Annotated in this window: 14 protein-coding genes; 2 read left to right on the top strand and 12 right to left on the bottom strand. The window is 66.6% G+C overall.

Going from position 1 to position 11,831, the window contains the following annotated elements:
• Positions 1-11: 11 nt before the first annotated feature.
• From IEY31_RS00655 to IEY31_RS00615, 9 genes are all read right to left on the bottom strand, one after another.
• Positions 12-425, bottom strand: coding sequence for a VOC family protein (locus tag IEY31_RS00655; protein WP_188968004.1), 414 nt, complete (start codon positions 423-425; stop codon positions 12-14).
• A complete protein-coding gene (locus tag IEY31_RS00650; RefSeq protein WP_188968002.1) occupies positions 422-637 on the bottom strand; it encodes a helix-hairpin-helix domain-containing protein in 216 nt (71 codons plus the stop codon). The genes IEY31_RS00655 and IEY31_RS00650 overlap by 4 nt, the downstream gene beginning before the upstream one ends.
• Positions 634-1,164, bottom strand: a complete 531-nt coding sequence (locus tag IEY31_RS00645; protein ID WP_188968000.1) for an SRPBCC domain-containing protein — start codon at positions 1,162-1,164, stop codon at positions 634-636. The genes IEY31_RS00650 and IEY31_RS00645 overlap by 4 nt, the downstream gene beginning before the upstream one ends.
• Complete coding sequence (locus IEY31_RS00640; RefSeq protein WP_188967998.1) at positions 1,161-1,523, bottom strand: ArsR/SmtB family transcription factor; 363 nt, start codon at positions 1,521-1,523, stop codon at positions 1,161-1,163. The genes IEY31_RS00645 and IEY31_RS00640 overlap by 4 nt, the downstream gene beginning before the upstream one ends.
• A 164-nt stretch (positions 1,524-1,687) precedes the next feature.
• On the bottom strand, positions 1,688-3,040 hold the full coding sequence (gene radA / locus IEY31_RS00635) for a DNA repair protein RadA (RefSeq protein ID WP_188967996.1): 1,353 nt from the start codon (positions 3,038-3,040) through the stop codon (positions 1,688-1,690).
• A gap of 8 nt (positions 3,041-3,048) precedes the next feature.
• Positions 3,049-3,384 carry a DUF2087 domain-containing protein gene (locus IEY31_RS00630; RefSeq protein ID WP_188967994.1) on the bottom strand — a complete coding sequence of 112 codons (336 nt, stop codon included), beginning with the start codon at positions 3,382-3,384 and terminating at the stop codon, positions 3,049-3,051.
• Between the two features lie 79 nt (positions 3,385-3,463).
• Positions 3,464-3,679: a hypothetical protein gene (locus tag IEY31_RS00625; RefSeq protein WP_188967992.1), complete on the bottom strand. Its 216-nt coding sequence runs from the start codon at positions 3,677-3,679 to the stop codon at positions 3,464-3,466.
• A gap of 181 nt (positions 3,680-3,860) precedes the next feature.
• Entirely contained in the window at positions 3,861-4,811 is a 951-nt protein-coding gene (locus tag IEY31_RS00620) for an electron transfer flavoprotein subunit alpha/FixB family protein (RefSeq protein ID WP_188967990.1), read from the bottom strand.
• Entirely contained in the window at positions 4,808-5,569 is a 762-nt protein-coding gene (locus IEY31_RS00615; protein WP_188967988.1) for an electron transfer flavoprotein subunit beta/FixA family protein, read from the bottom strand. The genes IEY31_RS00620 and IEY31_RS00615 overlap by 4 nt, the downstream gene beginning before the upstream one ends.
• Positions 5,570-5,842: 273 nt before the next feature.
• Here IEY31_RS00615 and IEY31_RS00610 point away from each other — a divergent pair, with 273 nt between their 5' ends.
• On the top strand, positions 5,843-6,502 hold the full coding sequence (locus IEY31_RS00610; RefSeq protein ID WP_188967986.1) for an outer membrane protein: 660 nt from the start codon (positions 5,843-5,845) through the stop codon (positions 6,500-6,502).
• Positions 6,503-6,541: 39 nt separating this feature from the next.
• On the opposite strand, the gene IEY31_RS00605 is transcribed toward IEY31_RS00610, so the two are convergent.
• Positions 6,542-6,940, bottom strand: a complete 399-nt coding sequence (locus IEY31_RS00605; RefSeq protein ID WP_188967984.1) for a carboxymuconolactone decarboxylase family protein — start codon at positions 6,938-6,940, stop codon at positions 6,542-6,544.
• 252 nt (positions 6,941-7,192) lie between these two features.
• On the opposite strand from IEY31_RS00605, the gene IEY31_RS00600 reads away from it, so the two are divergent.
• Positions 7,193-9,430, top strand: coding sequence for an ATP-dependent Clp protease ATP-binding subunit (locus tag IEY31_RS00600; RefSeq protein ID WP_188967982.1), 2,238 nt, complete (start codon positions 7,193-7,195; stop codon positions 9,428-9,430).
• Positions 9,431-9,587: 157 nt separating this feature from the next.
• Here the strand turns inward: IEY31_RS00600 and IEY31_RS00595 are convergent, their stop codons facing one another.
• Both IEY31_RS00595 and IEY31_RS00590 read right to left on the bottom strand, forming a co-directional pair.
• The gene (locus IEY31_RS00595; protein ID WP_188967980.1) at positions 9,588-9,791 is read right to left on the bottom strand and encodes a hypothetical protein; all 204 of its coding nucleotides are present in this window, start codon (positions 9,789-9,791) and stop codon (positions 9,588-9,590) included.
• Positions 9,788-11,758, bottom strand: a complete 1,971-nt coding sequence (locus IEY31_RS00590; RefSeq protein WP_229723224.1) for an amylosucrase — start codon at positions 11,756-11,758, stop codon at positions 9,788-9,790. Before IEY31_RS00590 ends, IEY31_RS00595 begins: the two co-directional genes overlap by 4 nt.
• Positions 11,759-11,831 lie beyond the last annotated feature (73 nt).

The following is an 11,831-nucleotide window of genomic DNA, read 5'->3' as shown; positions in this document are numbered from 1 at the left end:
TGGATCAGGGATCACGTCCGGGCGTCGATCTGCTGAATGGCCCAGCCGTTGCCGTCGGGGTCCTTGAAGAAGACGAAGCCGGTGAAATTCAGGGCGTCATCATCGGTGGCGGGGCGCGTCCCTGCTGCGCTGATCACCTGAACCGGGCCAACCTCCACGCCGCGATGCACCAGCTGCGCGTGGGCGGCCCGCAGATCGCTGACCACCAGTTGCAGGCCCTGAAGCGAGCCGGGGGCCATGCTGGTCAGCCCCGTGCCCATCACAATGGAACAGCCTGAGCCCGGCGGGGTCAGTTGCACGATGCGCCGGGTCTCGCCCATCCGGGTGTCGTGATCAACCTTGAAGCCCAGCCCGGCCTCGTAAAAGGCGCGGGCACGGTTCACGTCGCTGACGGGCACCACCACGACTTCCAGCGTCCAGTTCATGGCGTCTCCTCAGCAAAGGTCAGGCCTGCTTGGCTCAGGATTCCCCGCAGTGGCTCCAGCGCCGCTGGTCCCAGGCCGTGCAGGGCCAGCAGCTGCCGTTCAGTGTGGGATGCCAGCTGTTCCGGGGTCAGAATGCCCTCCTCGGCCAGGGCGCGGCGGACCGGGACAGACAGGCCGGGTGGGGGCCAGGGGGTGACGTCGGGTGGATTCATGTGTTCTGTTCCCGAGCTTCCAGATGTTCGGCCAGCCGGTCCCAGGTTTCGCTGATGCCCTGGAGCATGCCCATCTCCATGACGGTCTTCAGCGCGTCCTCGGTGGCGTACACCGAGCGGCTGACCACGCGTGTGCCGCCCGCCACCTCCTCAAAGGTCAGCATGGTCTGCGAGGAAGGCATCTCGGAAGTGATCTCTCCGTCAGCATCCGAGAAATAGTCCGTGTAGACCAGCCGTTCAGGGGCCACGATCTCGTCGTAAATACCCAGGCCCCACGATTCCATGCCGTAGAAATCGCCCTGGGTGCGGTCCACGCACTTCATGCAGTAGTGCCAGCGGCCGCCGGGGCGCAGATCCACCGTGCAGTGGGTGAGATCCCAGCCGCGCGGTCCCCACCAGTGGCGCAGGTGTTCGGCCTGGGTAAAAGCTGCAAACACCAGCGCGGGCGGAGCCCGGAACGTGCGTTCCAGAACGAGTTCCTTGCCGTGTTCCACTCGGGAGGTCAGTGCAGGCACCGTGCTGGTCATGAGGTTTCTCCTGTGTTGGATGAGGGGACGGGTGGGGGCGGGTCCGGCTGCTCCTGAAGTGTTTGCAGGTAGCCGTCCAGGTTGTCGAAGCGTTCCTCCCACAGTTGCCGGTAGCTGGCGAGCCAGTCGTCGAGTTCCCGGAAGGCGTCCGGGCGCAGGGAGCAGATGCGGCGGTTGGCGCTGGCCTGCACGTCAATCACCCCGGCGTCACTCAGCACCCGCAGGTGCTTGGAGGTCTGCGGCTGCCGCAGCTGCAGGCGGGCGGCAATCTCGCCCACGGTCAGCGGCTCCCGGCGCAGCAGTTCCACCATCTGGAAACGCTGCGGGTCAGCGAGGGCCTGAAAAGTCGCGGTGTTCAAGGGCTGGGCTGGTCACCTCCTGAGGATCGTTGCTGAACTTATTATTCCATATAAAGAATATTCCTGTCAAGGCATGTTTCGAGTTCAAAATGTGTGGCGGCTGTTCGGGAGGCTTCCCGTCAAGACCGCCACAGGTTCCTGCTGTCTGGAGGTTGAGGTGGGGCTCAGGCCTTCGCCGTCTGCCACACCACCCCCACCGCTTCCTCCACGCTCTTCACGCCCGCGTGCCCATCCAGCCCCGGCGGTACGATCAGGCGCTTGTAGCCGGCGCGGCCTGCCTCCTCGGCGCGGCGCTGCGAGGCCACGGTGCTGCGAACTTCCCCGGCCAGGCCCACCTCGCCGAACACCGCCACGTTCCCCGGCAGGGCGCGGCCCACCACGGCGCTGTAGACCGCCAGGGCCACCGCCAGATCCAGCCCCGGATCAGGCACCTTCAGGCCGCCCGCCAAGTTCACGTAGATGTCCAGCCCGCCCAGCGTCAGGTCCAGGCGGCGTTCCAGCACGGCCAGCACCACGTCCACCCGGCGCGGGTCCAGGCCCACCACCACACGGCGGGCGTTGGGGTACGGCGTCTTGCTGGCCAGCGCCTGGACTTCCAGCAGCATGGGGCGCTGGCCGTCCACGGTGGCGGCCACCACGCTGCCCGGCACGCCCACCGGACGCTCGGCCAGGAAGGCAGCGCTGGGGTTTTCCACGGCTATCAATCCCTCGCCGCGCATCTCGAAGACGCCCAGTTCACCGGCCTGTCCGAAGCGGTTCTTGACGCTGCGCAGCAGGCGGAACGCGCCCACCGTCTCCAGAAAGACCGTGGTGTCCACGATGTGTTCCATCACTTTTGGCCCGGCCACCGTGCCGTCCTTGGTGACGTGGCCCACCAGCACGGTGGCGGTGCCGGTTTCCTTGGCCGCGCGGGTCAGCATGGAGGTGCCGTCGCGGACCTGCGCCACGCCGCCGGGCGCACCCTCGCCCTCCACGGTGACGGTCTGGATGCTGTCCACGATGCACAGCGCGGGCCGGTGCTCGTTCATCAGGGCGGCGATGTGTTCGGCGCGGGTGTCGCGGGTAAGCTGAATGTCGGCGGTGACGCCCAGCCGGTCGGCGCGCAGCCGGATCTGCTCCAGCGATTCCTCGCCCGCCACGTACAGCACGGTGCCGCCCGCCCGCGCCACGCTGTCGGCGACCTGCAGCAGCAGCGTGCTCTTGCCGATGCCCGGCTCGCCGCCGATCAAAGTGACGCCCCCGGCCACCAGCCCCCCGCCCAACACGCGGTCCAGCTCCGCAATCCCTGACGAGGTGCGCGGTTCCTCGCGCCGCCCGACGGTGGACAGCGCCGTGAGCTTGCCGCCCGTGACGCCGCCGTAGCCGCCTGCCCCGCCGCCCCGCGCCTTGCCGCCGGTGACGCTCGGCACCTCTTCTTCAAACGAGTTCCATGCCTGACAGTTCGGGCAGCGCCCCAGCGGTTTGGCCGAGGTGTAGCCGCAGCTGTTGCAGACGTATTTGGTGGTGACTCTAGCCACGCCGGACCCTAGCCATTCTTGGCAATGCTGATGTCTACCCCGTCAGAAGATTCACCTGCGGTGTCCGGGCTCACGCCGGGCCGCCCGTCCGCCCGCCAGTACGCGCCGTCGGCAGTCGCCAGGTACTCGCTGTCCAGCAGTTCGGTCAGCAGGACCGAGGGATCTTCCAGGGTGCTGTGATCAGCCAGCACGCGCTCTACCTGCCCCTGGTTGTAAGACACGCCCGGCTCGAACAGGCCGGTCAGGTAGTCCAGAATCGCCATCTGGTGGACGCGGCGGCGTTTGCTGGGCCAGGCGGTGATGCGGCCGTGGTCGTCCTGAAAGTCATTGATGCTTTTGGTCATGGCCCCATGCTACCCGCTGGGGGTGCGGGGCAGCGGGCAGGGAGGCACAAACTGCGGCGGACACCGAGAACACAGAGGGCTAGAACAGGGCCGGCCCCAGGCAGTCCACATACACGCTGCCCAGCAGCAGCAGCAGCACAAAGGCGAACAGCACGCCCACCATGATGCGCTGAACCACCCCGCGCTGCACGCCGAAGCCCAGCGAGGCGATGGTGACGGCACAGGCCGCACCGACGATCAGGTGTTCACGGCCCCCGGCCAGCGCCGAGGTCTGGAGGCAGGTGACGAGATCCAAGGGTGGGGTCCTTTGAGGGCCGCGTGACCTGCCCTCACCCCCACTGTGCCGCCTGCCATCTCGCAGAACTCTTTCAGGCCAACGTGGCCGGGCCGGCTGTCCTGTTCAAAAAACAAGACCGGCCGCCCCGTTCCGAAGAGGGGCGGCCAGTCCTGTGGGGCTCCGGGCGGTGCAGCCGGACTTACTTCTTGCTGGCCGCGATCAAGGCCGGGACGATCTGGTTCACGTCGCCCACAATGCCGTAGTCGGCCACCTTGAAGATCGGGGCCTCGGCGTCCTTGTTGATGGCGATGATGTTCTTGCTCTTGCCCATACCCGACAGGTGCTGCACCGCGCCGCTGACGCCCAGCGCGATATACGCCTTGGGCTGCACGGTCTTGCCGGTCTGGCCCACCTGCTCGGCGTAGGGCCGCCAGCCCGCGTCCACCACGGCCCGTGTGGCCCCCACACCCGCGCCGATGTTGTCGGCCAGACCCTCGACGTACTGCGCGAAGTTCTCGGGGCTGCCCACGCCGCGCCCGCCGGTCACGATGATCTCGGCTTCCGAGAGGGCCACGCGGCTGCTCTTCTCCACGCTCTTGCCGGTAATTTCCGTGCGGGAGGTGGGCAGGTCCAGTTCGATGTCGTACTGCTCGCCCGCCGCGCCTGCCGGGGCGGCCGGGGCAAAGCTGCCGGGCTTGACGGTGGCCACAATGACGGGACCACTGGCCTGCACCGTCTCGGTCACGCGGGCCAGGAAGGTGTAGCGCTGCGCCTGCAGGGCGTCGCCCTCGGCGCTCAACTTGATCACGTCTTCCAGGTACGGGGCGTCCAGCTTGACCGCCACGCGCGGCGCGTACTCGCGGCCCGAACGGCTGCCGCCGATCAGCACGGTGCTGGCCTCGCCTTCACGGGCGATCTGGGTCACGGCGGCGGCCCACACCTCGGGGTTGTACTGCGCCAGCGCGGGCAGGTCACCCACCAGCACCTGATCGGCTACGGCGGCGGCCTCGGTGGCGACGGCGGCCACGTCCTGACCGAGAACCAGCAGGGTGATGGGTCCCTCGCGGCCAGAGTCACGGGCAGCGGTGACCATTTCCAGGGTGGACTTGCCGAGTTTGCCCCCGGCGTGTTCCGCAACAACTAAAATCATGCCAGCACCTTCGCTTCGTTTCGCAGGAGGTCGAGCAGCTGTTCGGCGGCGGCCTGCGGATCCTTGCCGTCGATCATCCGGTTGAGGCGGGCGCGGGTCTGAATTTCCGCACCCAGGTACTGGACGCCCGGCTGCACGTCGTAGCTGCCCAGTTCGTCCTTGCGCAGCTCCTTTTTCTTGGCCTTCATGATGTTGGGCAGCGTGGGGTAACGCGGCTCGTTCAGGCCCTGCTGGGCGGTGATCACGGCCGGCAGACTGACTTTAAAGCCCTCGTTGCCGTCGTCCACGTCGTGGCGGCCGGTCAGGGTGTCGCCGTCGGCGCTCAGCTCGTTGGTCCAGGTCAGCTGGGGCCAGCCCAGGCGTTCGGCGCTGGCGGCCCCCAGGGCTTGGGAATCCCAGTCGGCTTCCTGGCCGCCCAGCAGAATCAGGCTCGTGCCCTCGGCCTGCGCCACCTGCGCCACGATCTTGCTCAGGGACACGGCGTCGAGACGCTCGTCGGTCTCGATGTGAATGGCGCGGTCCACGCCCATCGCCAGGGCGGTACGCAGCGCGTCTTCGACCTTCTTGGGGCCGACGGCCAGCGCCACGATGTCTTCCACGTTGGCGCCGCCCTCGCGCAGGCGCAGGGCCTCTTCCACGCCGTACTCGTCCATGCCGTCGATCACCAGCGTGGTGCCGTCCAGATCAACGCGGTCACCACTGACCTTGACACGCGCTTCAGCGTCGGGAACCTGCCGGACTAGGGTTAAAATTTTCATGCAACCTCCAGGGTGTGGGCCGGTTCAGCAGCGTCATGAACCCGCCAGTAAAATTAAACTCGGTCCAAGTTTAACAGCAACTCTTCGGCAAGAGCATAAGGCCTTTGCGGCCCTTCATTCTGAAACAGGCGGGTAAGCAGTAGGCGGGCAAAGGGCACAAAGAGCCCCTGAGCCGTTCCTACGGTAGGGACACCCCCCACATTCGCCGCAGTCTAAACCCGTCGTCAACCAGAGCATGAGGCATTCTCATGTTCAGCGCCGACGCTATGAAACATGAAGAAGCTGATCTCCCTGACGATTCTTGCTGCCGCCGCAACGGCCGCCGCACAGTCTTTTAACAACATCGAACTCGGCTTGACCGGCGGCTATGCGGGCGGCCTGAGCGGCGAGGCGTTTGTGCACGCGCCCAACGTGGTGGGTCCGGTGGGCATCAAGGTGGGCGTGGCCTATACCCGTCCTAGCGATTCGATCCGCGATTCGAGTGACATTGGTGCTGGCCCCTTCTCGGGATACAAGGCGGCTGGAGCCACCGAGAGCGGGAGCGCTACGGTAATTTCCGTGGACGGTACCTACGGTCTGGGCGAAGTGGCCCCCGGCATCGACACAATGGTCTACGGAGGCGCTCGTTACGGCATGTTCAAGGGCACCGAGGACTACGGCTCTGGTCTGACCACCACATACTCCAGCAACTCCTTTGGTCTGGGAGCAGGTGCGATGGCCAGCTACGCCCTGACGGGCAACCTGAGCTTGGTGGGCGATCTGGGCGCGGACTATTTCTTCAAGTCAACGATTGACCGCAAGACCAACACCGCTGCGGGACCGACGAGTGACTCCTACGCTACGGGCGACGCTAATTACAACGATTTCAATAACCGCTTCGTGCGCCCCGGCACCAACTTTAAGGCCCGTCTGGGCATCAAGTACATGTTCTGAGCTGAGGTCTTGAAATGGGGTGGACAGGCTGCGGCCCGTTCACCCTTTTTTGGTCTCCTGAGCATCCAGATGGCTTTTGAGCGCCTCGAAGCCGGCCACCGCACGCGGGAATCCCAGATAGGGCACGCACATCATCAGCGCGCCCCGAACTTCCTGCTCCGTCGCCCCGGCGTTCAGGGCGCCGCGCAGGTGGGTCCGCAGTTCCGGCGGGCTGCCTAGCGAGACCAGCAGCGCACATGCGATCAGCTCCTGCGTCTTCAGGTCCAGCGCCGACTGCTCGTACACGGTGTCGTAGGCAAAATCCTGAATGTGGGCGGCCAGGGCAGGGTCCAGGCCCTGCAGGCGCTCCAGGATGCGGTCGTGCTGGGAACCAAAAATCACCCTCCTGGCGCGGTCCTGCGGGCGGGATGGGTCCATGTGGCCTTCGGTGTCGGTCATGCCAGACAGGGTAGCGGGCGCGGGCGCCGGGCCCTGTGAAAGACGGCCGTCAGGCGGGAAGGACTACAGTTCGCGCAGGCCAGAACGTAAGTTTGGGCGCGTGTGCACCGGGAGGGATGCTTTAGACTCAAACTGTCCGTCCACCCCGAATCTGCTTTCTGCTCACCCTGTTTTGGCCCACCCTGCTTTGAACGAGCCCCGTTTGAACGAGCCACGCGCGAATGTGCGCCCTCCGCCCCCTGGGGGTCTTCCATGAACCGATATGACGACCGCGCCCGACTCGTGTTCCACTATGCCCGCGAGGAAGGCAACCGCCTGGGCCACGCGATGGTCGGCCCCGAACATCTGCTGCTGGGCCTAATGCGTGAGGGCGGCACCGCCGCCACCATCCTGACCGAATTCGGAGCCAGCCTGGACGGCCTGCGCCGCCGCGTCGAGGAGATCATCGGACGCGGCGAGGGCAACCGTCTCAATGACGCCCCCAGCATCACGCCGCGCGCCCGCCGGGTGATGGAACTGGCCAGCAGTGAGGCTCGTAGCCTGGGTGCACAGGTGACCAGCACCGAACACATTCTGCTGGGCATCATCCGCGAGGGCGACGGCGTGGCCTTCCGCATCCTGCAGGAGCTGACCAAGGACGTGGACACCATCCGCTGGCGCATCCTGGCGCAGGGCGAGAGCAGCGGGGGCAAGGCGGCCAAGCCCGTGGCGACGCCGTTTCTGGACGAATATGGCCGTGACCTGACCAAGTGGGCCCGCGAGGGCAAGCTGGACCCGGTGGTTGGCCGCAGCGAGGAAATCCGCCGCGTCACGCAGATCCTGACCCGCCGCACCAAGAACAACCCGGTGCTGATTGGTGACCCCGGCGTGGGCAAGACCGCCATTGTGGAGGGGCTGGCCCTCGCCATCGTGGAGAAGCGCACGCCGCCCAACCTGCACGGCATCCGCCTGATCAGCCTGGACCTGTCGGGCGTGGTGGCCGGAACCAAGTACCGCGGTGAGTTCGAGGAACGCCTGCGCCAGATCATCGAGGAACTGCGCAACGCCAAGGTGATGGCCTTTATCGACGAGCTGCATACCCTGGTGGGTGCGGGCGGCGCGGAAGGCACGCTGGACGCGGCCAACATCCTCAAGCCCGCGCTGTCACGCGGTGAGATTCAGGTGATCGGTGCCACCACCACCGGGGAATACCACCGCTACATCGAGAAGGACGCCGCCCTGGAACGCCGCTTCCAGCCGGTGATCGTGCTGGAACCCAGCCCCGCCGAAACCTTGCAGATTCTGCGTGGCCTGCGGCCCAAGTACGAGGAACACCACGGCGTGCAGATTCCCGACGCGGCGCTGGAACTGGCCGTTCGCATTGGTGAGCGCAGCCTGCCGGGGCGCAACTTTCCCGACAAGGCCATTGACCTGATCGACGAGGCCGCCAGCCGCGTGCGTCTGAACATGAGCATCGATCTGCCGGTGGCCGAGAACGAGGACGGCGAACCCTACGTGACCCGCGAGGACATCGAGAGCGTCATCAACTCGATGGGCGGCATCTACAGCGAGGAAACCGCCGAGCAACTCGGCGATCTGGAGGCCAGCCTGGAAGATCAGGTGTACGGCCAGCCGGACGCCATCAAGGCCCTGAGCTCGGCGCTGCGCCGCGCCCGCGTGGGCCTGGGCGGACGCACCCGTGTGGCGGCCAGCTTCCTGTTTGTCGGCCCCAGCGGTGTGGGCAAGACGCACCTGGCCCGCGCCCTGTCGCGCAGCCTGTTTCACTCCGAGCGTGCCCTGATCCGGGTGGACATGTCCGAGTTTCAGGAAAGCCACAGCATCAGCAAGCTGATCGGCTCTCCTCCCGGTTACGTGGGTTACGAGCAGGGCGGCCGCCTGACCGAGGCCGTGCGCCGCCAGCCGTTCAGCGTGATCCTGCTCGACGAGATCGAGAAAGCGCACCCGGACGTATACAACACCTTCTTGCAGGTGCTGGACGACGGCCGCCTGACCGACGGGCTGGGCCGCGCGGTGGACTTCCGGCGCACCATCATCATCATGACCAGCAACACCGGCTTCAACGTCGGCCCCACGGTCGGCTTCAGCCCGGTGACGCCCGACAACAACGCGCCGCTGCGCCACATCTTCACCCCGGAATTCCTGGACCGCCTGGATGACGTGATCCGCTTCAGGCCGCTGGGCGAGGAGGAACTGGTGCGCGTGGCCCAGCAATTGATGGGCGAGATGCGCGAGGAACTGGCCAGCCGCGAGCTGAACGTGACCTTCGATCCGGCCATTGCGTCGTGGTTGGTGGGCAAGCTCAAGGCCCGCAGTCCCAAGCACGCGGTGGGCAGCTCGCGCCAGCTGCGAACGCTGGTACGCGAGGAGATTGAGGACCCGCTGTCCCTGGAACTGATCAGCCGCGACGGCGACGAGGTGCGCGTGGTCCTGACCGACGCAGGCGTGCAGTTCGAGCGCGGCACCACGGCCCCGCCGCAGATTCTGGCGTAGGATACGCTGTTGCCCTCAGCCCTCTTCCCGGTGAAGAGGGCTTTTTGTGGTGGGGAAGTGGAGGGGGCGGGGTGTGTTCAGCAGTTCAGCATCAGCAACCCCCACCCGTGATCATTTCGGTCACCTGCGGGGGAGAGGAGGGAAGATCAGGCGGGTGCTAGCGTCCCTTCCCGGCTCCCGCGTTGCGAATGGCTTCCAGCAACCGTCCCACGGCCTGAGCCACGTTTCCAGCCTCGCGGCGCACCTCCGGGTCACGGGAGAAGCGGGTCAGACGTTCAGCGGCGTCGCGCACGGCGCGCAGCAGGGCCTCAGTGGGCACGCTGGTGCGGGCCTTCCCTGGGGGTGTTTGTGGATCGGTCATGCGTTCACCTCCGCCGCAGTCAACCACAGGGCGCGGTAGGGGTCCAGGGTCAGGGTGGGGCGGGTCAGATGAAAGGCGCTGCCGCTCAGGGCGTCGCGGGCCTCCTCACCCAGGTGGCCGCGCAGGGTGTAGGCCGGCAGCACCACGCGGTCCTCGCTGAAGTTGTACAGCTCCAGCAGCGTGCCGTGCGGGTGATCGCGGCGCAAGACCAGCACGCGCGGGTCGGGGCTGGCAACCACCCGGCTTTCAACCGAGGCGTGCAGGTGCGGCAGCGTCTTGCGCACGGCGATGATGTGGCGCAGGCCCGCACCGACCCGTCCGGCAGGGGTGTCAGGGTGTGCCTGAACGGCCTGCACCAGCGCCCAGTCCATGCGGGGGCGGTGCAGCCAGCGGTTGTCGGCGGCGTGTTCGGGGGTGTCAGCGTAGCCGTAATCGTTGGTCAGCGCCAGCTCGTCACCCATGTACAGCAGCGGCAGGCCGCCGAATCCCAGGATCACGGTGTGCAGGAGTAAGAGCCTCTGAACGGCCAGCTCAATCTGGACCCCATCCCCGCCCTCCAGCGCCGTTTCCAGCCCGGCCAGACTGGCCGCCGTGCCGCTGATGCGCCGGTCTCCCGTGGCCGGGTTGTGCTGAAAGACCAGGCCACGCGCAAAAGATCCCTGGAACTCCCCGCCATAGAAGTCGCTCAGGAAATGGCGGTGGCCCGGCCCGGCCATGCCCACCCGCGCCGCGTCGGAGTCGCTGATGGCCCAGCCGATGTCGTCGTGACAGCGCACGTACAGGCCCCAGGTGGTGTTGGTCGGCTTGGGGGCAAAGGCGCGCAGGGCCTCTTCCATCAGGCGGGTGTCGCGGCTGGCGAGGCTGCTCCACAGCTGCACCATCAGGCTGTTGTGGTACGCCATGTCGCTGACCCGGCCGTGGTGCGTGCCGGTGCCCAGATAGTGAATCAGGTCATCCGGCGCCACGATGGCCTCGGCCTTGAACGCCACCGCCGGGGCCACGATGCGCGCCGCCGCCCGCAGGGCGCGCGTCAGGTGATGCACCTCCGGCTGGTTCTGGCTGTCGGTGCCCAGCCGTTTCCAGATAAAGGCGATGGCGTCCAGCCGGAACACCTCCACGCCCCGGTTGGCCAGGGTCAGAATGATGTCCACGAATTCGGCCAGCACGTCGGGATTACTCCAGTTCAGGTCCCACTGGTAGGTGTTGAAGGTAGTCCAGACCCAGCCGCCTGCGCCGCCCTCACCCGCCTGCCCCTCTCCCACCTCTGGGTCCCAGGTGAAGTTGCCGGGGGCAAAGTCGGGAAAGACCTCGGGCAGGGTGGCTTCGTAAGCATCCGGCAAACCACGGTCTGCGAACAGGTGGAAGTAATCACGGTACTTGTCCTCGCCCGCCCGCGCCCGCTCGGCCCATTCGTGTTCGCGGGCCACATGGTTCAGAACCAGATCCAGCACCAGGCTGATGTCCCGGCCCCGAAGGTCACGCGCCAGCGCCGAGAGATCATCCATGCTGCCCAGATCAGGCCGCACCGAGCGGTAGTCGGCCACGGCGTAGCCGCCGTCGTTCTCGCCTTCACGCGGGCGCAGCAGCGGCATCAGGTGCAGATAGGTAACGCCCAGCCCCTCCAGGTAGTCCACGTGCTCCTGCACGCCCCGCAGCGTTCCGGCGAAGCGGTCCGTGTAGGCCACGTAGCCCACCATGTTCGGTGATTGCAGCCAGTCGGGTGACAGCAACCGGGCCTCATCCAGTCGCCTCAGGTCGGCGGGACGGGTGTGGTAGGCGTGCAGCATGATGTCCAGCAGGCGTTCCAGCAGCCCGTCCGCGCGTTCCCTGTAGACCGCGCGCAGGCTCTCCAGCAGTTCGGGGCCGTACCGCTCCAGCCGCAGAAAGAAGGTTTCAGCGTCCCGGTCGTCATCGAAGGCCAGCCGCAGACGCTCGGCCTGTTCAGGGGTCAGCAGGGTGGTGGGCATAGTGTCTCCCAGCATACGGTGTGAATGGAAGTGTTTCCAACACCTCTGGCCATAGGCATGCAGCGACAAGAAA

The sequence above is a fragment of the Deinococcus aerolatus genome, assembly GCF_014647055.1.
Taxonomy (GTDB): Bacteria; Deinococcota; Deinococci; order Deinococcales; family Deinococcaceae; genus Deinococcus; species Deinococcus aerolatus.
Note: the sequence above shows the minus strand (reverse complement) of the source record. Positions and strands in the feature narration are given on the sequence as shown.